Origin of the sequence: Streptomyces sp. SCSIO 75703, from assembly GCF_036607905.1 — a bacterium.
In the GTDB taxonomy this organism is placed as follows: domain Bacteria; phylum Actinomycetota; class Actinomycetes; order Streptomycetales; family Streptomycetaceae; genus Streptomyces.
This window is the reverse complement of record NZ_CP144555.1, coordinates 5917390-5939247: the sequence shown is the minus strand read 5'-3', so window position 1 is coordinate 5939247 and position 21858 is coordinate 5917390. Positions and strand designations below refer to the sequence as shown.

Annotated in this window: 19 protein-coding genes; 4 read left to right on the top strand and 15 right to left on the bottom strand. The window is 75.6% G+C overall.

The window, feature by feature from the left end:
• Positions 1-101: 101 nt before the first annotated feature.
• On the bottom strand, positions 102-998 hold the full coding sequence (locus tag VM636_RS26215; RefSeq protein ID WP_030418579.1) for a LysR family transcriptional regulator: 897 nt from the start codon (positions 996-998) through the stop codon (positions 102-104).
• 154 nt (positions 999-1152) lie between these two features.
• Between VM636_RS26215 and VM636_RS26210 the strand changes: the two genes are divergently transcribed.
• From VM636_RS26210 to VM636_RS26200, 3 genes are read left to right on the top strand one after another with little or no spacing between them, the layout of a single operon-like run.
• The gene (locus VM636_RS26210; RefSeq protein ID WP_053914080.1) at positions 1153-2886 is read left to right on the top strand and encodes an FAD-dependent oxidoreductase; all 1734 of its coding nucleotides are present in this window, start codon (positions 1153-1155) and stop codon (positions 2884-2886) included.
• On the top strand, positions 2883-3338 hold the full coding sequence (locus VM636_RS26205; protein WP_030418581.1) for a VOC family protein: 456 nt from the start codon (positions 2883-2885) through the stop codon (positions 3336-3338). The genes VM636_RS26210 and VM636_RS26205 overlap by 4 nt, the downstream gene beginning before the upstream one ends.
• A complete protein-coding gene (locus tag VM636_RS26200) occupies positions 3335-4024 on the top strand; it encodes an SDR family NAD(P)-dependent oxidoreductase (protein ID WP_030418582.1) in 690 nt (229 codons plus the stop codon). The genes VM636_RS26205 and VM636_RS26200 overlap by 4 nt, the downstream gene beginning before the upstream one ends.
• Before the next feature lie 660 nt (positions 4025-4684).
• Here the strand turns inward: VM636_RS26200 and VM636_RS26195 are convergent.
• The 11 genes from VM636_RS26195 to VM636_RS26145 form a co-directional block, all read right to left on the bottom strand.
• Positions 4685-6340 carry an ABC transporter ATP-binding protein gene (locus VM636_RS26195; RefSeq protein ID WP_234340449.1) on the bottom strand — a complete coding sequence of 552 codons (1656 nt, stop codon included), beginning with the start codon at positions 6338-6340 and terminating at the stop codon, positions 4685-4687.
• A gap of 71 nt (positions 6341-6411) precedes the next feature.
• Positions 6412-8139: an ABC transporter ATP-binding protein gene (locus VM636_RS26190; RefSeq protein WP_053914082.1), complete on the bottom strand. Its 1728-nt coding sequence runs from the start codon at positions 8137-8139 to the stop codon at positions 6412-6414.
• The gene (locus VM636_RS26185) at positions 8136-9305 is read right to left on the bottom strand and encodes a hypothetical protein (RefSeq protein ID WP_053914083.1); all 1170 of its coding nucleotides are present in this window, start codon (positions 9303-9305) and stop codon (positions 8136-8138) included. The genes VM636_RS26190 and VM636_RS26185 overlap by 4 nt, the downstream gene beginning before the upstream one ends.
• Positions 9305-10654: a YcaO-like family protein gene (locus VM636_RS26180; RefSeq protein ID WP_053914084.1), complete on the bottom strand. Its 1350-nt coding sequence runs from the start codon at positions 10652-10654 to the stop codon at positions 9305-9307. Before VM636_RS26180 ends, VM636_RS26185 begins: the two co-directional genes overlap by 1 nt.
• Complete coding sequence (locus VM636_RS26175; protein ID WP_053914085.1) at positions 10651-12036, bottom strand: CocE/NonD family hydrolase; 1386 nt, start codon at positions 12034-12036, stop codon at positions 10651-10653. The genes VM636_RS26180 and VM636_RS26175 overlap by 4 nt, the downstream gene beginning before the upstream one ends.
• The gene (locus VM636_RS26170) at positions 12033-12821 is read right to left on the bottom strand and encodes a hypothetical protein (RefSeq protein WP_030418588.1); all 789 of its coding nucleotides are present in this window, start codon (positions 12819-12821) and stop codon (positions 12033-12035) included. The genes VM636_RS26175 and VM636_RS26170 overlap by 4 nt, the downstream gene beginning before the upstream one ends.
• Before the next feature lie 91 nt (positions 12822-12912).
• Positions 12913-13041 (bottom strand): streptamidine family RiPP, encoded by a 129-nt coding sequence (amiA, locus tag VM636_RS26165; RefSeq protein ID WP_267882400.1) that lies wholly within the window; start codon positions 13039-13041, stop codon positions 12913-12915.
• Positions 13042-13102: 61 nt separating this feature from the next.
• A complete protein-coding gene (locus VM636_RS26160) occupies positions 13103-13951 on the bottom strand; it encodes an ABC transporter ATP-binding protein (protein WP_199809335.1) in 849 nt (282 codons plus the stop codon).
• Entirely contained in the window at positions 13948-14973 is a 1026-nt protein-coding gene (locus VM636_RS26155) for an iron ABC transporter permease (protein ID WP_030418590.1), read from the bottom strand. The genes VM636_RS26160 and VM636_RS26155 overlap by 4 nt, the downstream gene beginning before the upstream one ends.
• Complete coding sequence (locus VM636_RS26150) at positions 14970-15887, bottom strand: iron ABC transporter permease (RefSeq protein WP_078855733.1); 918 nt, start codon at positions 15885-15887, stop codon at positions 14970-14972. The genes VM636_RS26155 and VM636_RS26150 overlap by 4 nt, the downstream gene beginning before the upstream one ends.
• A 59-nt stretch (positions 15888-15946) precedes the next feature.
• Positions 15947-16930, bottom strand: coding sequence for an ABC transporter substrate-binding protein (locus VM636_RS26145; protein ID WP_338485875.1), 984 nt, complete (start codon positions 16928-16930; stop codon positions 15947-15949).
• 142 nt (positions 16931-17072) lie between these two features.
• On the opposite strand from VM636_RS26145, the gene VM636_RS26140 reads away from it, so the two are divergent.
• A complete protein-coding gene (locus VM636_RS26140) occupies positions 17073-18299 on the top strand; it encodes a hypothetical protein (protein ID WP_030418593.1) in 1227 nt (408 codons plus the stop codon).
• A 332-nt stretch (positions 18300-18631) separates the two neighbouring features.
• Here VM636_RS26140 and VM636_RS26135 read toward each other — a convergent pair whose 3' ends face one another.
• From VM636_RS26135 to ureG, 3 genes are all read right to left on the bottom strand, one after another.
• Positions 18632-20242, bottom strand: a complete 1611-nt coding sequence (locus tag VM636_RS26135) for an alpha/beta hydrolase (protein WP_030418595.1) — start codon at positions 20240-20242, stop codon at positions 18632-18634.
• A gap of 136 nt (positions 20243-20378) precedes the next feature.
• The gene (locus VM636_RS26130) at positions 20379-21149 is read right to left on the bottom strand and encodes an urease accessory protein UreD (RefSeq protein ID WP_030418596.1); all 771 of its coding nucleotides are present in this window, start codon (positions 21147-21149) and stop codon (positions 20379-20381) included.
• Positions 21137-21814 carry an urease accessory protein UreG gene (gene ureG, locus VM636_RS26125; RefSeq protein ID WP_030418597.1) on the bottom strand — a complete coding sequence of 226 codons (678 nt, stop codon included), beginning with the start codon at positions 21812-21814 and terminating at the stop codon, positions 21137-21139. Before ureG ends, VM636_RS26130 begins: the two co-directional genes overlap by 13 nt.
• Positions 21815-21858: the final 44 nt, after the last annotated feature.

The following is a 21858-nucleotide window of genomic DNA, read 5'->3' as shown; positions in this document are numbered from 1 at the left end:
GACCGTTCGGGGTCCGGTGTGGGTGTCGATGAGATTCGCAGGACCGAATATGGCCTGTCCAATACTTGATTTCACTTAAACTTTGTGTTCCGGACACATAATCATGGCCCCGGTGTGGGCAGCACCTCCTCGGCGACCTCGAGGACGGCGCGCAGCACGGGCGACGGGTTGTCCTCCCGCCACGCCAGGGCGTGGTCCATGTAGAGGGGCTCCTCGCGCAGCGGCACGAAGACGGCCGCCGAGGACATGATCTCCGCGATACCGGACGGCATGAGCGCGACACCGACGCCGGCCGACACCAGGGTCAGGATCATGTACGGATCGGTGATCTCCTGGACCACGCGCGGCCGGAAACCGGCCTTGACGCACGCTTGCAGCGTCGACTCCTGCAAGGACGAGCCGACCGCGGCCGGCGTGGTGATGAACCCCTCCCCGGCCAGGTCCACGAGGCGGATCGCGGACTCCCGCGCCAGCGGGTGGTCGATGGGCAGGGCGGCTCCCAGCGGCTCCCGGCCGATCAGCCGCGTCCGCACCGAGGACGGGGCGATCGGCAGCCCGACGAAGGCGATGTCCAGGCCGCCCCTCTCCAGTTGTTCGATGCCGTCCCGGGTCATGACCCGTCCGGTCAGCGACAGCGTGACGGCGGGGTAGCGCTGGCGGACCGCCCTGGTCAGGGGCGGCAGCGTGAGGTGGTTGAGGGCGCCGGAGAAGCCGATGGAGACCGTCCCGTACACCTCCCCCGCGCTGGCCCGGGTCGACTGCCGCCCCAGTTCCAGTTCCTCGAACACACGGTGGGCGTGCGGCAGGAACGCCTCTCCGGCCGGGGTGAGGGCGACGCTGCGGGTACTGCGCTCGAACAGTTTCGCCCCCAGCTCCTTCTCCAGCTTGCGAATGGTCTGGCTGAGCGGGGACTGGGCGAGCCTCAGCCGCGCCGCCGCGCGGCCGAAATGCAGTTCCTCGGCGACGGCGATGAACGCCTCGAGCCAGCGGATGTCCATGGGCGGACCTTTCCGGCGACGGGGCTTGCGCTGCCCCGCCCGCCACATATAGTCACCTGACAGCACAGTGGAGCTTCGATTATATCCCGTATCGCACATAGTCCTGGACGGTGCGGCACACAGTCGCCCCGGGACGCAAGAGAGGCAGGACGTCATGACCACCCGGACACCCGCGACCCCGCCGTCCCAGGAGTACGACGTGGTCGTCGTCGGCTCCGGAGCGGGCGGGCTCGCCACGGCGGTGACCGCCGCCCACCACGGCCTGCGGGTCGTGGTCCTCGAACGTGCCCCGGTCTGCGGCGGCGCCACGGCCTGGTCCGGCGGGTGGATGTGGGCACCGGGCAACCCCCTGGCGCGGGCCGGCGGAGTCCGGGAGGAGGCCGAGGAGTTCCGCGCCTACCTGCGCGCGGCGCTCGGCGACGACTACGAACCGGCCCGAGTCGACGCCTTCCTCGCCGCCGCTCCCGAGATGGTGCGCTTCTTCCACGACCGCACCGCCCTGACCTTCGTGCCCGGCGCGAAGATCTGCGACATCTACGGCGCTCTGCCCGGTGCCGGCACCGGGCACCGGTCCGTGGCCCCCGCCACCGCCGACCTCCGCCGGCTCGGCGACGACGTGGCGCGCCTGCTGCGCCGCCAGTTGTACGAGACCTCGTTCCTGGGCATGGGGATCATGGCCGGGCCGGACCTGGCCGGATTCCTCGCCGCGTCCCGTGGCGACGTCCGCGGGCTGCTGCACGCCACCCGCCGGGTCGGCCGCCACCTGTTCGACCTGGCCACCAAGCGCCGGGGGACGCAACTGGTCAACGGCACGGCGCTGGTCGGCCGGCTGCTGCGCGCGGCCCTGGACGCCGGTGTGGAGATCCGGGTGTCGTCCCCGGTGACCGAACTGGTCCGCCGGGAGGGCCGGGTGACCGGCGTCGTGGCGGCCACGGCGGACGGCCCGCTGCGGCTCACCGCGGCACGGGGCGTGGTGCTCGCCGCGGGCGGATTCCCGCAGGACGAGTCCCGGCGCCGTGAGCTGTTCCCGCGTGGGGAGCGGCACTGGACCCTCGCCCCGGAGGAGGCCGACGGCACGGGCATCACCCTGGGCGAGTCCGCCGGGGGCCGGCTGCGCACCGGACTGGCCTCCCCCGCCGCCTGGTGCCCGGTCTCCCTCGTGCCCTACCGCAACGGCCGCACCGGCGTGTTCCCGCACATCATGGACCGTGCCAAGCCCGGCAGCATCGGCGTGCTGCGCGACGGCCGGCGGTTCGTCAACGAGGCCGACGGCTACCACGACTACGTCGCGGCGATGATCGCCGCGACCCCGGGCGACGAGCCGGTCGAGGCCTGGCAGGTCGCCGACGCCCGGTTCGTGCGCCGCTACCCGCTGGGGATGGCCAAGCCCCGCCCCGTCCCGCTCCTGCCCTACCTGCGCAACGGCTATCTCCGCCGTGGCCGCACGATCGAGGAACTCGCGCTCGCCTGCGGCATCGACCCCGCCGGACTCGCCGCGACCGTCGAGGAGTTCAACGCGTCCGCACGCCGCGGCGAGGACCCCGCCTTCCGACGGGGGGCGACCCCCTTCAACCGCTACGGGGGCGACGCGGCCGTGCGACCGAACCCCTCGCTCGCCCCCCTGGAGAAGGGCCCGTTCTACGCCGTGCGGATCGTGCCCGGCAGCTTCGGCACCTTCGCCGGGCTGGCCACCGACCAGCACGCCCGGGTCCTGGACGACCGGGACGCACCGGTCCCCGGGCTCTACGCCGTCGGCAACGACCAGGCGAGCGTGATGGGCGGCCACTACCCCGCCGGTGGCATCAACCTCGGGCCCGCCATGACCTTCGGATGGATCGCCGCGCGCCACCTCGCCGACGTCGGCGCCGAACGGGGGGTCGCCGCGTGAACGCCCCGCCGCTGGGCAGGCCCGACCAGATCGGCGTCGTCGTCCGCGACCTCGACGCCGCCGCCGACGGCATGCGCCGGGTGTTCGGCCTCGACCCCCTCACCCGCGCCGAGAACACCTACCGCCGCACCACCTACCGGGGCCGGGAGATCGACGCCACGGTCGGGGTCCTGCTCTACGACCTGCACGGCATCGAACTCGAGTTCCTCGCCCCCCGCACCACCGGCAACATCTGGCGGGACTTCCTCGACGAGCGCGGCGAGGGGCTGCACCACATCCGGTTCGCGGTCGACGACCACGCGGCGGTGCGCGAGGACCTGCACGCCCGGGGGATCGAGACCTGCCAGGAAGGCGCGTCCGTGCGGGGCGGCGGGGTCCGGTACGCCTACTACGACTCCGTCCCCTGCCTGGGCTTCCTGATCGAGACGCTCAACCCCCGAGGATCGGCATGAGGTACCCGGACGGAATCCTGGCCCTGGTCACCGGCGGAGCGGGCGGGATCGGCGCCGCGACCGCGGCGAGGCTGCGCGCCGAGGGCGTGAGGGTCGTCACCGCCGACCTCGCCCCGGGCGCGGACGTGCGGCTCGACGTCACGGACCCCGAAGCCGTCGACGCGCTCGTCGGCAGCCTGGGCCGGGTCGACGTGCTCGTGCACAGTGCGGGCATCGTGGGCCCGGCCCGCCCCCTCGCCGAACTCGGCCCCGAGGAGTGGCGCACCACCTTCCGCGTCAACGTCGACGGCACCTTCCTCCTGTGCCGCGCCGTCGTTCCCGGCATGGTGCGGGCGGGCTGGGGCCGGATCGTCACCCTGGCGAGCATCGCGGCCAAGGAGGGCAACCCCGCCCAGAGCGCCTACTCGGCCTCCAAGGCAGCGGTCGTCGCCCTCACGAAGTCCCTGGGCAAGGAACTCGCCACCACCGGCGTCCTGGTCAACGCCGTGGCGCCCGCGGCCGTCAGCACCCCGATGAACGCCGACACCGATCCGGCGGTACTCGCCCGCTCCCAGGCCCTGACGCCGATGGGACGCTTCGCGAGGGCGGAGGAGATCGCCGAGCTGATCGGCTGGCTCTGCTCCGAGCACATCAGTTTCTCCACGGGCGCGGTCTACGACGCGAGTGGCGGCCGGGCCACGTACTGAGACGCACCTGGCCCGCGCCACGTCCCCGGTCCGCCCACCGGGCCGGACCGGGGACGAACGCCCGGGGTGCCGGCCGGGTCCGCTTCCCCAGGCCTGCGGACGACACGTCCGGCGGCGGACGCGTCGCGGTGGTTCCGCGGCCACCCGCCGAGGACGTTCCCGCCTTCGTCCGCGGCCCGCCACGGGCGGCGCCGCCGGCCCCGGACCTCGGCGAGGACCCCGTCCCGGTGCCACTTGTCGCCTGGCGTCGGACGGCGCGCGGCGCGTTGGCGGGAGCGGCTCCGGCCCGCTCCCGCCGTCGGCCCCAGCGGCCACGTTCCCGGCTGCCGGCAGTACCCCGACCCGGTTTCGGCCCCTCCCCCGGGACTCCCACCGCGTCGACGGCAGCCGCGAACACGCGCGCCACGGCCTTGTGACGGGGCCCGAAGGCCCCTGGCCGGGCGGTGGGCGCCGCCACGGCCGCCCGGCCCGGCGGGCGCACGGCGACCCGGGCTGCCCCGGGCACCGGCCGGAGCGCGAGGCGTACCGGGAGCGGCCCCGGGCGTCCTTGCCGCCCGCGCGTCGTGACGTCCCCGGTCCGCCGTCATCGCGCCGGCGGGCGGCAAGGACACCGCGCACCGCCTCGCGGACCCGTCCGCGGTCGGGTGGCCCCTCCCCCGCTCACCGATTGAGCACCCGGGAGAACGCCCCGCCCGCGCGGGAGAGTTCGTCCCACGTGCCCGTCTCCGCGATCCGGCCGTTCTCCAGGACCGCTATCCGGTCCGCTCGCCGCACGGTCGTCGGCCGGTGAGCGATCACCACCGTCGTACGCCCCCGGGAGGCGGCCGTGAGCGCCGCGGACAGCTCCGCGTCCCCCGCCGTGTCCAGCTGGGCCGTCGTTTCGTCCAGGACGAGGACCCGCGGGCGCACCGCCAACGCCCGTGCCAGGGCGATGCGGGAGCGCTGTCCGCCGGAGAACGTCGTGCCGCGCTCGCCGACCCGCGTTGCGTACGCGTCGGGCAGGCCCGCCGCGATCCGGTCGACGCCGCAGACGCGGGCCGCCTCGTGCAGCTCGTCCTCGGTGGCGTCCGGGCGGGCCAGGCGGAGGTTGTCGGCGAGCGTGCCGTGGAAGAGCGGCGTGTCCTGGCCGACGACCGAGACCGTACGGCGCAGTTCCTCCTCGGCCAGCTCCCGTATGTCGACGGTCGAGCCGTCGGCCCCGACCAGCTCGACGGCGCCCTGCGTGGGGTCCCAGAAGCGCGCCAGCAGATGCGCGCAGGTGGACTTGCCGGATCCGGACGCGCCCACCAGCGCGAGCGTCTCACCGGGGTGGACCGTCAGGTCGAGGCCGTCGAGCACGGGCGCCCCGCCGTAGTCGAAGCGCACCCCCCGCATCCGGACGCCCAGCGGTCCGGCCGGCGCCGGGCGGGGCGAGGCGGGCGCGGGCGCCCCCGCCCGGGCGCGGATCGCCGCGCCGACGCGGGACGCCGCCGCGCGCAGCCCGGCCGCCTGGCCGAGCGCGGCGGCGGAGTCGGCGACCGGGGCGAGCACGCCGAGCGCCAGTGCCATGGCCGCCGGTGCCCACGCCCCGCTGAGCGAGTGCGCGGCCGTCCCGACCACGCCGACGACCGCCGCCACCACGAGCAGGTCGCGCACCGCCGCCGCGCCCGCCTCCCACGCGTGCTCCGCGCTCTGCGCCTTGCCCAGCCGCTCGCCCTGCTCGCGCAGACCGGCGCGCCGCCGCTCCAGCGCGCCGAAGGCGAGCAGTTCGCGTAGCCCGTCCACGGTCTCGACGGCCTGTGCGGACAGCTCGGCCGCTGCCCGGCGCGTGCGGGCACCGCGCGCCGCCCGCGCCCGGCCGTCCAACAGCGGCGCGAGCACCAGCAACCCGGCAGCGGGGATGATCGGCGCCAGCAGCCAGGTGTCGACCACGGCCAGTACGGCGGCGCCGGCCGTGAAGACGGTGGCGGAGGCGAGGATCTGGGCGACGGCGTGCGCGTAGAAGAACTCCAGCGCCTCCACGTCGGCCTGTGCCGCCGCCGCGAGGTCGCCGCTGCGTCGGCCCGCCAGGCGCGCGGGCGCGCTGCGGGCCAGCCCGTCGAAGACCCGTACCCGCAGCTCGGCCAGCACCCGGTACGCCAGGTCGTGCGACAGGTCCATCTCCCGCCAGGTGGCGAGCGACCGCGACAGGACCAGTGCGAGGAGTGCGGCGACGGTGGCCGGTGCCGGGACGGCGTGTTCCATGACCGCGGTGCCGACGGTGTGCGCGGCGAGCGTCACCAGCGCGACGAGCGCCGCCTGATCGAGGAGCGCCGCACCGAAGGTCCGTGCCGTCATGGCCTTGTGCGCCGCCAGCACCGGCAGCAGGGCCCGCAGGGAGCCGCGTTCGGTCTCGGTCACCTCGCTGCTCACGCCGCCTCCTGAACACGTCCCGCGGCCACCAGCCGCGCGTACAGCCCGTCTTGTGCCAGCAGGCCGGTGTGCGTCCCGACCCCGTCGACCCGGCCGCCGTCCAGGACGACGATCCGGTCGGCGTCCCGTACGGACGTGAGGCGGTGGGCGACGACCAGGCAGGTGCGGCCGCGCGCGGCGCGGAGCAGTTCGCGGACGATGCGCGACTCACGGTGCTCGTCCACCGCGCTCGTGGCCTCGTCCAGGACCAGGACCGGCGCGTTCGCGAGCAAGGCCCTGGCGAGCGCCAGGCGTTGGCGCTGGCCGCCCGAGAGCGTCGCGCCACGCTCGCCGACCTGTGTGTCGTAGCCGTCGGGCAGCCGGGTGATCTCGTCGTGTACGCCGGCGGCGCCGGCGGCGGCGTACAGCTCCTCGTCGGTCGCGTCGGGGCGGGCCAGACGGAGGTTGTCGGCGACGGAGGCGTGGAAGAGGTAGGTCTCCTGGGAGACGACCGCGATGCCGCGCCGGAGGGAGGCGAGGGTGAGGGCGGTGTGGTCCGTGCCGTCGAGGGTGATGTTCCCTGCGTCCGGGTCCCACTGGCGCGAAAGGAGCGCGAGGAGCGTCGACTTGCCGGCGCCGGAAGGACCGACGATGGCTGTGGTGCGGCCCAGGTCGGCGGTGAACGTGATCCCGCGCAGCGCGGGGCCCGCGGTGCCCGGGTAGGTGAAGCTCACGTCGTCGAAGCGGATCTCGGGCGGTTGGCGCGGAGCCGGCTCGGTGCCTTCGTCGCGTACGGCTGGTCGCGCCGTGCGGAGTTCGGTGATGCCGTCGGCGGCCGAGAGGCCGAGGTAGCCCGCGTGCCACTCGCGCGACAGGTCCCGGATCGGGCGGAAGCACTCGGAGGCCAGCATGAGGACGAGGTAGGTGCCGGTGGCGGCGGTCCGGCCGGATGCGGCGGAGGCACAGGCGACGAGCGCGGCGGCGACCGTGCCGCCCTGGACGGCCAGGTCCGTGATGCCGGTGTCGACGAGTGAGACCCGCAGCTTGGCGACGGTGGCACGGTGCAACGCCGCCGAACGCTCCTCCAGGCGTGCTCGGGTGCGGGCGACCGCGCCGGCGGCCCGCAGCGCCGGCATGCCCTGGAGCGCCTCCAGGTAGTCCGCGGACAGCGCCTCGTACGAGCCCCAGTGCTCCCGACCGCGGCGGGCGAGCAGCTTGTCCCACCAGCGCGGGGCGAAGAGGGCCAGGAGGAGCGCCGGAGTGAGGGCGAGCAGTGCGTACGGTTCGACGGCGGCGACGGCGGCGAGGAGCGGGAGCGGCAGGACGCAGGTGACCGCGAGCTGGGGGAGGTAGCGGGAGATGTACGCGTCGACGCCCTCCACACCGTCGACCAGGGTGGCGCGTACGGCTCCCGCGCGGTGGTCCGCCCCGCGCAGCGGCCCGAGGGCGGCGAGGCGTGCGAGGAGTTCGTCGCGCAGGCCGATCCGTACGCGTGCCCCGGCGCGGACGGCGAGGACGCGCTGGCGGTGCCCCAGGACGGCGCGGACGGCCACGGTGGCGAGGACCGCGGCCAGCAGGGCGGGCAGGGCGGAGACCTCACCGCGCGCGATGCGGGCCAGGGCCAGAGCGAGGAGCACCGCCTGGGCGAGGTGGGTGACCGCCACGGCGCCGAGCAGAGCGGTGGCACCGAGGAGGGGGCCTCGCGCGATCCGTGCGGCGCGCAGCAGTTCCGGGTGGACCATCATGGCCGGTCGGTCCCTTCTGGGGGCTGTGTGCGGACGCCCAGCGCGAGGGCGTGGACGATGTGGGGCGGGCCGCAGGGGCCGTGCTGCCAGGAGCCGATGGGCCGCGAGGCCAGGCCGAGGTGGGTGGCGACCGCTTGGGCGAGGCCGGCACCGTGGCCCGCGAGCACGTGGTCCCGGCGCACCCGGGCGGGCGGTGCGTCGTCGGGGCAGCCGTGCGCGACGAGCAGGGCGCCCACCTGTCCGAGCAGTGACTGGCCCGCGGCCCGGGCGGCCAGGTCCGCGGGCGCGGCCTCGCCTGCGGGAGCCGCCGCTGTGCCCCGGGGGCGGGCGGTCAGCAGGCGCCACGGGACCGGGGCTGTGCGGCGGGCGGTCGCCAGGACCTGTTCCAGCAGGGTCCGGGCGGGCACGCCCGGGAAGGGCGGCTGCGCACTGCGGCGGGACGTCAGGGTGGCGTCGGGCAGTTCGGGAGCCGCTGTGGGGCGCCAGGTCGTGGTGCCGGGCAGGGAACCGAGGAGGCGCCACGCCTCCCGGAGCACGGGCGGCGGGGTGTGGGACGTCGGGAGGGGCGGGGCGCCGGGGGCGTGGGCCGCCCAGTGGTCGAGGGCGTCGGCCGGCCCGGGGGTGAGCCGTACGGCCGCGAGCGGGTGTTCCGGCTCGGCTCCGTGCCAGTCGGGCGGGAGGCCCGCCGCTGCGGCGAGGAGGGTGACGTCCGCGTCCGGGCACCAGTGCGACGCACCGGCGAGGGCGAGGGCGGCGGTCGCGTGCCCGGTGTCCAGGAGCAGCAGCGGCCACGCTCGATGGCCGTAGTGGGAGACCGTGCGCCGCGCGGTGACGGTGAGGACGGCGACCGCGCCCGGCGGCGCGCCGGCGGTTACGGTGCCGCGCGCGAGCAGGCGGTGCCGTACGGGGTCGTACGCGTACCGGCCGGGCGGGACCGTATTGTCGGGGCCCAGGAGGAGATGGGTGTTGACCGGGTGCAGGGCGCCGGCGGAGGCCGCGGGGCGCAGCCGGCCGCCCCCGAGTGACAGGCGCAGGAGCCGGTCCAGGCGCGGCGGGACCGGGTGGGGCTCCCCGGGCCACGGGGTGACCTGGTGGCCTGCCGGGATGTCGGGGCCGGGCGGCTGTCCGCGGCGGGCGAGGGCGAGGGCGGTGTGGAGGGACGTCATCACATGTGGGGCGGCGGGGCGAGGGTGAAGTCGGTGGGGGCGGCGGGCGCGCTGGTGCGCCACCGTCGGGACAGCGCCTGCTCCGCGAAGCGCGGGCAGCCGAGGTAGGCGAAGGCCGCGGGCTGGTTCGGGATGAGGCCGGACACGAGGACGCGGGCGACGCGCAGGGGCGTTTCACGGATGTCCTCGGTGGTCAGGTCGAAGGTGATCACGCGGTGGCCGGCGAGGTGGGAGGTGAGGGCGGAGGGCGTGGTGGGGGCGATGGCGGTGACGGGGACGGTGCCGAGCGCCGGGTCGGTGAAGCGGCGGGCGTAGGGGGCCATGCGCGGGTCGAGCCATACCTGGACGTGGGCTCCCAGGTCGCGTACGGCCGCGAAGTCCTCGCCGCAGGCGTCGAGGTAGCGCCGGTCGGGCCGGTGGTCGAGGTAGAGGCCGCGGGCCAGCATGCCCGCGTCGACGGCCTGGAAGACCCAGCCGTCGGCGTCGGTGGTGCCCTGGGTGAAGACCCAGGTGTGGACCGCTTCGAGGACCGCCTTGCGGGCGGCTTCGGCGGGGTCGTGGCGGCAGGCGAAACCGGCGGCGTGGATGCCGCGGGCGGGATCGTGGACGAGTGCGGCCATGCACGGGGCGAACTCGGAGGGCATCTCGACGATCCACACGTCGAGGTCGGTGCCGGCGAGGTCGTCGAGCAGGCCGGGCACACTGGCGGGGTCGATGCCGCGGGCCGGGCCGTCGAGGTGCCACCACAGTTCGAGGGCGTCGCGTTCGACGATTTCGAGGAGCGCTCGTTCGACGGCGTCGTCCAGGCCCTGTCCGGTGGCGATGCCCGCGTAGTTGAGGTGGTGGGTGCGCGGGAGCAGGCGGTGCTCGCCCTGCCGCCAGTTGAGGTGGGTGAGGGCGACGGGCGCCCAGCACTCCTCGCCGTCCTCGGTGCCGCGGGCCCACAGGGCGGGGGTGTCGGGGGTGAGGGGGCGGTAGGGGAAGTCGGCGCGTGCGTACTGCCAGGGGGCGTAGGCCGGGACGTCGCTCGGGCCGTACAGGCGCCTTCCCTCGGCGGTGAGTTCGGCGGCGGTGGCCCGACGCGGCGCGTCGGGGTGGCCCTGCGGGGGCACTCGGTTGCCGCAGTACCGTTCGACGGCCTCGGCGATGGCGGCGATCCGTGCGCCGGCGGGGTCGCCGAAGGTGGTGCCGAGCGAGACCCGGTCGGCGGGCCACGCGCCGAACCGGCGGGCGTCGGAGACGTCGGCGGTCATCGCGGTGTAGCGGGGCGGGGCTCCGGTGGGGTGCGGTACGGGCTCGACGCCGCGTATCAGCCCGCAGACGGGGTCCGCGAGGGATTCGATGGTCACGTCTGGATCTCCTGGGCGGGATCGAGGGGGCGGATGCCCCGGACGACAGGGAGGCGAAGGGCGCTGCCGCGTGTGCGTACGGTGCGGTGGGAGGGCAGCAGGCGGGTGGCCGTCACCGGGTCCTCGCCGGTGTGCGGGTTGCGGGCGTGCGCCGGGAAGTGGTGGCCGGCGATTTCGAGGCGGAGCCGGGTCCCGGCGCGCAGGCGGCGTGCCAGGTGTCCGAGCGGGACGGTGAAGGGCCCGGGTTCGGTGCGCCGCACGATGCCGGTGGCGAGCGGTTCGGCCCGGCCGGCCGGGTCGAGCGCGACGAGCCGTACGGCCCAGTCGGCACAGGGAGCGTCGGCGAGGGCGTCCAGCCGGGCCGCGGCGGGGCCGAGGATGTCGAGGGGGCGCGGCAGGGGTGGTGACAGCAGCAGGCAGCGGTCCGGGGTGCCCCGGGCGGGGACGTTCAGGTCGTCGGAGCGGACCGGGTGGTGGGGGTCGGCGACGAAGTCGGCGCCGTTCAGCAGACGCAGACGGGTGCCGAAGGCGAGCGGGGCAAGGTGGCCGGGTCGGGGGCGGCACCAGTGGTCGCTGCCGCCGAGCGCGATCGCGCCGGTCCGGCCCGCGAGGGTGCCGGCGAGTGCGGCGCGGGCCCAGCCGGTGTGGATCTCACCGAGGTTGAGCCGGTGGCCGGGGCGTGCCTCGGGTGCCGGTTCGGCGGTGAGCCGGTGGCCCCAGGGGCCGAGCAGCAGCCGGGCGGGGCCGGGCCAGGTCCGCCAGAGCCGGATGGTGTCCTCGGCGAACGGGTCGCGGCTGCCTCCGACGCAGAGCAGGGGCACGCGGGCCCCGGGCAGGACGCGGCGGGGCGCGTGCCACAGGGCGGGCCACTGCGGGAGGTCCAGGATGTCGCTGACCGGGAGGTGTTCCAGCGCCCTCGGGGTGCGGGTGTGCCGGGCACCGTGCCGGGACCACCAGCCGACGCGGGCCTGGAGGCGTTCGGGGCCGGTGGTCTCGCGGGCCGTCTCGGCGAGTCCGAGGGCGGGAACGGCGGCGATCACCGCGTCGGCACCGGGCGTGACGAGGGCGCAGTGCGCGGCGTACGAGGCGCCCGCGGCGACCACGCGGCCGTCGCTCCAGCGCTGGGCGCGGATCCAGCGGAGGGTCGTCTCGCCGTCCTGGGGTTCGTGGGCGCCGTAGGGGTGCCAGTCGCCGTCCGACGCGTGTCGGCCGCGTACGTCCTGGGCGAGGGCGGCGAAGCCTCGGGCGGCCCAGTCGCGCAGTTCGGCGCGGTGTTGGCGGCGGTCGTAGGGGGTGCGGATGACCACGGTGGGGTGGGGCCCCGGAGCCGGGGGGAGGCAGACGTCGGTCGCCAGGCCGTCGATGGGGACGGTGATCGTCATCGGCGGGGGTCCAGCGGGGCGACGCGCGGTACCGGCAGGACGGGGTGCTCGGTCATGGTGAGGTCGCGCAGGTCGATGCGGCGCAGCCGGCGCCGCACGGGCAGGGGCGCGCCGTTCGCCCAGGCGATGAGGTCCGCGGTGAGCAGTGCCGCGGTGAGCGCGGCCGACGCCCGCGAGTGACCGGGGGCCTCGTCGGGGGTGGCGTGGCCGGCCCAGTAGGCGGACAGCTCGCGGTGGGCGGGGGTCGCGGCGAGCCGGCGCAGCCGTACGTGCGCGGAGGTGACGTCACCGGGCGCGCAGGCAAGCGGCTCCAGCCAGGCGTGGGCGCCCTCGCGGTGGCAGCGAAGCCAGGCCGCGCCGCGTTGGGGCAGCTCGTCGGCCTCTTCCCAGATGCCTTCGGCGGCGGGCCTGTTCAGGCACCAGACGAGGGCGGTGCGGTGGGGGTCCTCGATGCGGAAGTCGCTGCGCACGGTGGCTCCCGCGTCACGGACGCACCGGGTGAGCGGCCCTGTCAGCTCGGGATCGCCGAGCACGACCACGGTGCGCCCGTCGAGCGGGGCGGGCGCCGCTGTGCGGGTGGTGTAGCCGGCCTCCTCGAAGGCCCTTTCGAGGGCGAGGAGTCGGGGGCTTCCGGGACCACCGTCGGCGAGGTGGGTGAGGAACTCCCGCTCGCCCACCGTGCCCGTGTTCACCCGCAGGAAGCTTCCGTCGGGCGTGCGGACGGCGAGGCCCCGCCTGGGGACGGTGACGAGGACGACGCCGGGTGCGAGCCGCACGGTGGCCACGAGTATTCCTCCGAGGGGAACAAGGGGGTGAAGGGGTTGGGCGGGCCCGCCCGGGAAGGTGTTCCGGGCGGGCCCAGGTTCGCGGACGGGCTTACTTGTCCGCGTCCACCTCGACGGCGTCGTCGAAGGGGTTCTCGACGAGGGCGTTGGAGTGGGTCGCCGACAGGTGGGCGAGCTGTCCCTGCTCCGCGATCGGCGTGAACACCTTGTCCTGCTCCATGAACGAGCCTCCGCTCAGTACGGGTTGACCGCGCCGCCGGACCGGCGACGCAACAGCGACACTAATGAAGATGATTGTCATTTCGCAACCCTCGGGGGAGAGGGTGATCCGGGTAACACACCGGCCAGCCCCCCTCCGGGTCGCGGCCCACCCGGCCCGCCACGCCCAGGACTTCGGCCAGCAGAGCCGGGGTGACCACCTCGGCCGGGGGGCCGTCCGCCGCCACGCGGCCATGCCGCAGCGCCACGATCCGGTCCGCGAACCGCGCCGCGTGTCCCAGGTCGTGGAGCACCATCACGACCGTCAGCCCGCGCTCCTCGCGCAGCCGTACCACCGTCTGCATGACCTCCAGCTGGTGACGCAGGTCCAGGTACGTGGTCGGCTCGTCGAGCAGCAGGACGCGGGTGTCCTGGGCGAGCGCCATGGCCAGCCGGACGCGCTGGCGCTCACCGCCCGAGAGCGCGTCCACCGGCCGGTCCGCCCACTCGGTCACTCCGACATCCGCCATCGCCCGGGCGCACACCGCGTCGTCACCGTCGCGGAGCATGCCGAGCGGCCCCCGCGCCGCGTACCGGCCCTGGCGCACCAGGTGACGTACCGTCATGCCCGGCACCTGGGGGGCCTGCTGGTGCAACAGGGCCACCCGGCGGGCGGCTGCCCGCCGCGAGAGGCGGGGCAGGTCGTCACCGTCGAGCAGCACCCGCCCGGCGGCCGGTTTCAGCAGGCCGGCGCAGAGCCGCAACAGGGTGCTCTTGCCGCAGCCGTTGAGGCCCACGAGGGCGACCAGCTCGCCGGTGGCGACGCCCAGGTCGATCCCGTCGAGGACCTCCCGGCCCGGATAGCCGAAACGGAGCCCTTCGACCCGTATCGCGCCCCTGGTCTCGACTTCCGTGACAACGTCCACCTTCACTCCTCACTCGTGGTGCGGCGGCGTGCCACGATCAGCAGCAGCGCCGCGCCACCACAGGTCGTGAGCGCCCCGACGGGGATGCTCAGCCGGTCCATGTCCAGTGCGGCGGCGGCCGCCCGGGACAGCCACTGGGCACCCGCGTCCGCGGCGCCCACCGCGACGGCGCCGACCAGCGCCGCCCCGGGGAGCGCGGCGCGCAGGTCCGCCCCGAAGAGGGCGAACGCCAAGTGGGGTACGAACAGCCCGACGAAGCCGAGCGCGCCGACGGCCGAGACCGCCCCGGCGGTGAGCGCCACGGCGCACACCAGGCCCGCGGCCCTCGCCCGTCCGGTGTTCAGCCCGGCCGCCGCGGCCTGTTCGTCACCGCAGCGCAGCAGGGTCAGCGGGGCCGCCAGGGCACAGGCGGCGACGGCCCAGGCGGTCGCCCAGGGCCACAGCAGGCGCCAGTGGGCCCACACCCGGCCCTCGGTGGAGCCGACCAGCCACTGGACGACGCTGCCCAGCTCGCCGGGGGCGACGAGCAACACCATGGCGGTCGATCCGGCGAGCACCGCCGAGACGAGCACGCCGTTCACGGCCATCTGCGTGGCGTCGCCCCTCTCCCGCCCGGCCAGCAGCCACAGCAGCCCCGCCCCCGAGAACCCGCCCAGGCACGCGGCCGCCACCACCGCGGCCGGGGAGTCCCAGCCCGCCAGCCCCAGCCCGCTCGCGGTCACCGCGCCCAGGACGGCGCCCGGGGTGACACCGGTGACCTCCGGCCCGGCCAGCGGATTGCGCAGCGCCGACTGCAGAACCGTGCCGGCCAGACCCAGCGAGGCGCCCGCCGCCAGCGCCACCAGGGTGCGCGGCAGGCGCAGGTGCAGCACGATGTGCCGGGCCATGGGATCGCCGCCGCCGCTCAGCACCTCCCAGACGCCGGGGACCGACAGCGCCCGTCCGGCGCACAGTCCGGCAGCCGCCACGGCGGCGACAAGCAGCACCAGCACGGCGGTCCGGCGGGCGTGGATCCGCGTGTACGTCATCGGCGGCCCGCCTTCAGCAGGGCGACGCCCACCGGGACGCCGACCAGGGCCGTCCAGGCGCCGACCGGGGTCTCGGTCGGCGCCAGGGCGAGCCGCGCCGGCTGATCCGCGCAGGCCACCACCAGCGCGCCCCACACCGCCGACCACGGCAGCAGGTCCACCGCGTCCGAGCCCGGACGCAACCGGCGCGCCAGGTGGGGGGCGAGGAACCCGACCCAGGCCACCGGCCCGCACACGGCGACGACCGGCGCGATGAGCAGCACGGAGATGGCGAGCGCGGCCAGCCGTGCCCGCCGTACCCGTACGCCCAGCGCACGGGCGTCGTCGTCGCCGAGCCGCAGCACGCTCAGCACCGGGGCGCACAGGACCAGCGCCGGAACGGCGATGAGCAGCCAGGGCCCGAGGCCCGTCACGTCGTCCCAGGTCCGGGCGGAGAGGCTGCCGAGCAGGTAGCGGTAGATGAGCTGGAGGTCGAGCTGGTCGGCCAGGACCATCAGCACGAGCAGCGCGGCCTGAAGGGCGGCGGCGACGGCGGCGCCGGTGAGCAGCACGGCCGAGGGGCTGCGCCCGAACCCGGCGGCGAGCAGGGTCAGGAAACCGCCGAGCGCCGCACCGCCGATGGCGAGCAGCGGCTGCGCCGCGAGCGGCACGGTCAGGGCGAGGACCAGCGGGGCCGCGACGCCGAGCGCGGCCCCGCCGGAGACGCCGAGCATCTCGGGGACGGCGAGCGGATTGCGCAGAGCCTCCTGGAGGACCAGCCCGGCGGCGCCCAGGCAGGCACCGGCGACGAGCGCCAGTACGAGCCTGGGCAGCCGCAGTTCGGTGACGACGACACCGGCGAGGCCGTCCCCGCCGAGCACGCCGGCGAGTGCGGAGGGCGGCACATAGGGCGTACCCAGGCACAACGCGCTCATGACGACCGCCACCAACACCGCGACGGCCGCGCCGACCCGGCGCACGGTTCCTTGTCCGGTCACCTCAGTGCTGCCGTCGCCTCGTCCAGGACGAGGCCGAGCGACCGGGTGCCGCGGCCCTTGGCCCACGCCTCCGAGTCGACCTCGTGGACGTCGCCGTTCCGGACGGCCGGGATGCGCGACCAGAGCGGGTTCCCGGCGAGCTTGTCGGAGAGCTTGCCCTCCGAAGGGCCGCCGAAGGAGAGGGTCTCGACGAACAGCACGTCGACATCGGCGGCGAGGATCTCCTCCATGCTGTACGTCCCGTCCACGCCGCGGCTCGTCCACGGGTAGTGCGCGATCTTGGGGAGGAGCCCGGCGGCGACGTCGTTGCCGGGCGTGGCGACACCGAAGTTCTCGTCGCCGCCGAAGATGACGAGCGCCGTCTTGTCGCTCTTGCTGCTCTCGGCCTCGGCGAGCTTGGCGCGGAACGCCCGCTCGGCCGCCTCACCCTGGGCGGTGCGTCCGGTGAGGGCGGCGAGGTCGCGCAGGTAGCCGACGCTGTCCTCCCACCTGTCCGGCTGAACGGGCCAGAACACCGTCGCGCCCTTCAGCGCCGGCGCGAGCTTGCCGTGCGTGTCCTTCAGCCCGATCACGAGGTCCGGCTCGTGGGAGAGGATCGCCTCGGCCTCGGGCGCGAGGAAGCCGCCCGGCACGACCGGTATCGTCGCGGCCTTCTCCTTGCCCAGGAACCTCGGGTGGGCGAGCAGCGCGGAGTTGGTGGCGACGGGCGTCATGCCCAGTTCGGTGAGCATGTCGTCGCAGAGCGCGACGAGGCAGACCACGCGCCGCGGCGGGGCCTTCGTGGCGACGGTGACGCCCTTGACATCGGTGACGGAGCGGGCGGCCTCGATGGGCTCCACCTTCACCTCGGTCCGGGCCCCCGTACCGCCGCCCCCCTTGCCGCCGGTCCCGGCGGCGGTGGGTCCGCAGCCGGCGAGCAGCGCCCCCATGACGGCCGCGGCGGCACAGCGGCGAACGGCCCACAGCATTCTGCGTGACATACGACTCTCGGCTCTCCGTGACGATCCCGGGGCGGATCCGGATGCGAGGCGGAGGCACCCCGGGCCGTTCCCCCACCACACGAAGGCACATGATAATCATTCCTAATAACCTCTTCGTTCCCCCACCCCCGGGAGTCCCGCCATGCCGCTCGCCCCGCGCCTCTTGACAGCCGATCAAGTCGCCGGATCCATCAGGGTGCTGAACCTGCCGGACGGCCGGGTGACGGGTGTCGTGGAGGGCCGGCACCTGGCCGAGCACGCCGGCTTCCTCGCCCTTCCGGGCGGCTGCTGGGCGTTCGTCGACGACCTCGCCGGCGAGCTCGTCGTCCTCGACCCGTACGGCCCGGACGTGGGACGCCCGCTGGTCGCGGCGACGGCGCCGGTGGCCACTCCGGCCGAACACCTCGCGGCCGACACCTCCGGCCGCAGGCTCGCGGTCACCACGGGTCTGGGCCGCAACTGGGAGCCGTGGTCCGATCTGCTGACCACGGTCGACCTCGACCGCGGCAGGTCGGTCCGGGTGCGTACCCGGGCCGGCGAACCGGGCGTGACGGTGATGTGCGGCTCCGGCGGCCCGCTCGTCGTCCTGCGGCACCGTGAGCCCGGCACGCTGACCACGTACCGCTACGACGACCTCCAGGACGCCGCCCCCGCCGCTCCCCCCGCGGTACCCGCGTACGAGACGGAGCTGCCCGACCACGACGGCCATGGCGACGCCTACGACCGGCTCACGGGGCGGCTGTTCGCCGCCGGGTCCTCCGGAGTGCACCGGGCCCGGCGCGACGGCGACCGGCTGCTGATGGAGGAGCCGATCCCCTGGGCCGGGCCCGGACGCGGCTACTACCTGCGGCTCGATCCCGTGCGGCGGATCCTGTGGTCGTGCGTGCGCGGCGGCCCCACGGACCCGGGGCGCTGGCCGGAGTGGACCAACGACGCCTGGTTCCACACCCTCGACGAGGGCCGCACCGGCCGCCTGCCGCTCGGCCCGGGACTGGTCTTCAGACTCGCGGTCGCCGCGCACCACGTGGCCTACGCGCGCGTGCACCCCGACGGCGACGAACTGATCCTGCTGACGGCCGGACTCCCGGGCGGCGGGCCACGCGTCGGCGCCCGGCACCCCCTGCCGCCCATGGACGGCGCGCCGAGGCCCGGCGGGACACCGTGGGACGGGGTGCAGCGTCGGGCCGTGGCCTCCTCGCCGGGCGCCCCGTTCACCGCCGTCACCCGTGGCGGTCACGGCGAGATCCACCTCTTCGACGCCACCGGGCAGGTCGCCACGCTCACCGTGCCGACCCCCCTCGACGACGGCGGCCACCTGGCCCTGACGGCTCCGGGGGACGGCGCCTGGGAGGACCCGGTGGGCCGCTGACCGCGGACGTGGGGACGACCGGCGGCGCGGGCCGCCCCGGGCGCACCCCGTGGTCATCGCCGCGGCCCGCCGCCGGACTTCTCCCGCCGCGCCGGGACGGGCACGGCAAGGCGGTGCCGCGCGCGGTCACCGACGAGATCGTGCGGGCGGTCGGGACGCTGTGGGTCCAGGAGTGGGTGGACCGGTACGCGAGGTGACGGCCGAGGAGGCGGCGAGGCCCCGGCCGCCCGTGACGCACCGGCGGTCCGGGGCGGACGCGGGAGGGGGCGGCCGGTACGCGACCGGCCGCCCCCTCCGCTTGCCCGGCTACTCGTCCCCCGTCCGCTCCCGGGTCACGGCTTGGGCGTGGCGTGCGGGGCGCAGGTCACGTCGCGGGCGTCGACCCTGCCGGTGAGCAGGTAGGTGTCGACCCGGTCGTTGACGCAGGGGTTGACCAGGCCGGTGACGCCGTGGGAACCGGCGTTCCGTTCGGTGATCAGGCGGGAGCCCTTGAACCGCTGGTGCAGGGCGAGGGCGCCCGCGTACGGGGTGGCCGCGTCCCGCTCGGCCTGGACGATGAGGACCGGCGGCAGTCCCTTGCCGGTCTTCACGTCGAGCGGGTTCTGCTGCTTGGCCGGCCAGGTGGCGCAGGGCAGGTTCATCCAGGTGTTGGCCCAGGTCATGAACGGGTGGTCGCGGTGGAGCCGGGTGGTGTCCCGGTCCCAGGTGCGCCAGTTCGTGGGCCACTTGGCGTCCGTGCACTCGACGGCCGTGTAGACGGCGTTGCCGTTCTCCGCGGCGGCGTTGCCCGCGGTGTCGGTGGGGTCGGGGGCGGCGGCGTCGATCAGCGCCTGGGTGTCGCCGGCGACGTACCGGGAGAACACGGTGGCCACCGGCACCCACGCGGAGTCGTAGTACGGCGCGCTCTGGAAGAAGTCGATCAGCTCGGAGGGGCCGACGACCCCGCCGAGGGGCTCCTTGGCGGCGGTGGCGCGCAGGGTGAGCCAGTGCTGCTGGACCTGGGCGCGGGTGGTGCCGAGGTGGAAGGTGGCGTCATGGGCGGCGACCCAGTCCTGCCAGTCCTTCCAGCGGGTCTCGAAGGCGACGTTCTGGTCGAGGTTGGCCTGGTACCAGATCTTCTCCCGGGAGGGGTTGACGACGCTGTCGACGACCATGCGGCGCACGTGGCCGGGAAAGAGGGTGCCGTAGACGGCGCCGAGGTAGGTGCCGTAGGAGACGCCGAGGAAGTTGAGCCGGCGCTCGCCGAGGGCGGCGCGGATGACGTCGAGGTCGCGGGCGCTGTTCGGCGTCGTCAGGTACGGCAGCAGGTCGCCGCTGCGCTCCTGGCAGCCCTCGGCGTAGGCGCGGGCCCGCTGGCGCTGGGCACGCTTGTCGGCCTCCGAGGCGGGCACCGGGTCAGGCTTGGGCGCCTGGGCGAACTCCTGCGGGTCGGCGCAGGAGATGGGCGCCGACTTGCCGACGCCGCGCGGGTCGAAGCCCACGAAGTCGTACGCCTTGGCCACGTTGGCCCACACCGCGTTCTTGCCGGTGACGCGGGTGGGGAAGCGGAGGCCGGAGCCGCCCGGTCCCCCGGGGTTGTAGACCAGCGCGCCCTGGCGCTCGGCCTTGGTGCCGGTGGCCGCGACGCGGTCGACGGCCAGGTCGATCTGGCGGCCGTCGGGCCGGGCGTAGTCGACGGGGACCGTGACCCAGCCGCACTGGATCGGGCGGGGGAGGTTCCAGTCGGCGGGGCAGTCCCGCCAGTCGACGCCGGCCCGGGCGGCGCGGGCGGCGGCGATCTCGACGCCGCGTGCCTCGCGGTCCCGGCCCTGTCCCTGCGAGGTCGCGGCCGGGACCGCGCCGGCGGCGGGCGCGACGACGGTCCCGGCTATCAGGGTGGCGGCGACGAGCGCTCCGACGGCGCCGGCCCGGCCGGTCCCCCGGTGCAGCCTTGTCTTCCTCAAGTGACCCTCCCCGTACACGTTGCTGACATGACAAGCACGAGGACCGATCCTGGTGGCTGGGCGTTCCCCGGGAACAGGGGCGGCCTCACTTCTTTGCCAATCCGATAAACGGAGAGCCGTGTTCGGCGGGCGGGCCTCAGCCCAGGGACGCGAGCGCCTCGTCCAGCAGGCGGCGCAGTCGCAGCCCGTCGGGCGCCACGGCGCTCACCAGCACCGCCGGCCCGGGCAGCGGCAGCACGGCCACGCCCTCCGACGGTACCCGGGGACCGGGCCGGTCGGTGGCGAACTCCGGACGGGCGACGAGGAGTTGCCCGACGGCGCGGTGGCCGCCGAGTCCGGCCGGACCGTCCCAGCCGGCCGGGGCGCCCGGTCCGCAGGCCAGTTCCTGGTCCAGGAGGCGTCGTCCGCCGATCCGCAGGGTGAGACGGCTGGAGAGGTGCCCCGGTTCCTCGCCGGAGCGGCCCAGCACCTGCTCCTCGCGCAGCACCAGCCGGGCGGCGGGCGCCAGGTCGACGCGGGTGTCCACGGACAGGTCGCTGCCGTGAGCGGAGATCAACTGCTCGGGCAGCCAGTGCAGTTCGGCGTCGTCGTCGACGGTGAGCCGGACCTCGTAGCGGGCTCCGGCCCGGTCCTGCCCCGGCAGGGCGAGGGTGGCCGCGGCCGAGCCGACGCTCAGCCGTGCCCCGGCCGCCGCACGGGCGGTCACCGTGAAGTGGTCGCCGCCGAGCGGCCCGCTCATGGCGCCGACGAGCAGGACCCGGGCCCCGGCGCCGGTGCCGCGGGTCCGCCGCACCGCGAGGGGCCCCTCCCCCGCGAGCAGCGGCAGGGCCGTACGTCCGCTCCCGTCGCCGCGGGCGAGGATCTCGGCCCTCGCCCGTACGCCGCCCGGCGCGCTCACGCCGTCCACGCGGCCAGCCGGGCGCGGACCCAGTCGGCCACGTCCCGCACGCCCCGTTCGCCGCGCAGCGACTGGAAGACGACGGGCAGGTCGCCGCGCTGCGCCCGTGCGTCGGCGGCCATCCGCTCCAGGTCGGAGCCGACGTACCGGGCGAGGTCGGTCTTGTTGACGACGAGCAGGTCGGCGGTGGTGACGCCGGGGCCGCCCTTGCGGGGGATGTCGTCGCCGCCGGCCACGTCGATCACGAAGACCTGTGCGTCGACGAGGCCCTTGGAGAAGGTGGCGGTGAGGTTGTCGCCGCCGGACTCGACGAGGACGAGGTCGAGCGGCCCGACCGCGTCCTCCAGGTCCTCGACGGCCTCCAGGTTGGCGGAGATGTCGTCGCGGATCGCGGTGTGCGGGCAGGCGCCGGTCTCCACGGCGGTGATCCGCTCGGGCGGCAGCACGGCCTCGCGGAGCAGGAACCGGGCGTCCTCGCGGGTGTAGATGTCGTTGGTGACGACGGCCAGGGAGAGTTCCTGGCGCAGGGCGCGGCAGAGCGCGGCGACGGTGGCCGTCTTGCCGGTACCGACGGGTCCGCCCAGTCCGATGCGCAGCGCGCGGCGGGTGCCGTCGGGCCGGTGGGCGTCGGCGGAGACGGCGGCGGGGCCGTCGTGGTGGTGTCCGAGGTGCATGGTGCGACTCCGGTTCTCGTGGGGCGGCCCCGCGGGCCGGGGCG

Coding starts and splice junctions, on each gene's coding strand:
- VM636_RS26215 (WP_030418579.1), bottom strand. CDS start 998: ATGGACATCCGCTGGCTCGAGGCGTTCATCGCCGTCGCCGAGGAACTG.
- VM636_RS26210 (WP_053914080.1), top strand. CDS start 1,153: ATGACCACCCGGACACCCGCGACCCCGCCGTCCCAGGAGTACGACGTG.
- VM636_RS26200 (WP_030418582.1), top strand. CDS start 3,335: ATGAGGTACCCGGACGGAATCCTGGCCCTGGTCACCGGCGGAGCGGGC.
- VM636_RS26195 (WP_234340449.1), bottom strand. CDS start 6,340: ATGACGGCACGGACCTTCGGTGCGGCGCTCCTCGATCAGGCGGCGCTC.
- VM636_RS26190 (WP_053914082.1), bottom strand. CDS start 8,139: ATGATGGTCCACCCGGAACTGCTGCGCGCCGCACGGATCGCGCGAGGC.
- VM636_RS26185 (WP_053914083.1), bottom strand. CDS start 9,305: ATGACGTCCCTCCACACCGCCCTCGCCCTCGCCCGCCGCGGACAGCCG.
- VM636_RS26175 (WP_053914085.1), bottom strand. CDS start 12,036: ATGACGATCACCGTCCCCATCGACGGCCTGGCGACCGACGTCTGCCTC.
- amiA (WP_267882400.1), bottom strand. CDS start 13,041: ATGGAGCAGGACAAGGTGTTCACGCCGATCGCGGAGCAGGGACAGCTC.
- VM636_RS26155 (WP_030418590.1), bottom strand. CDS start 14,973: ATGACGTACACGCGGATCCACGCCCGCCGGACCGCCGTGCTGGTGCTG.
- VM636_RS26150 (WP_078855733.1), bottom strand. CDS start 15,887: ATGAGCGCGTTGTGCCTGGGTACGCCCTATGTGCCGCCCTCCGCACTC.
- VM636_RS26145 (WP_338485875.1), bottom strand. CDS start 16,930: ATGTCACGCAGAATGCTGTGGGCCGTTCGCCGCTGTGCCGCCGCGGCC.
- VM636_RS26140 (WP_030418593.1), top strand. CDS start 17,073: ATGCCGCTCGCCCCGCGCCTCTTGACAGCCGATCAAGTCGCCGGATCC.
- ureG (WP_030418597.1), bottom strand. CDS start 21,814: ATGCACCTCGGACACCACCACGACGGCCCCGCCGCCGTCTCCGCCGAC.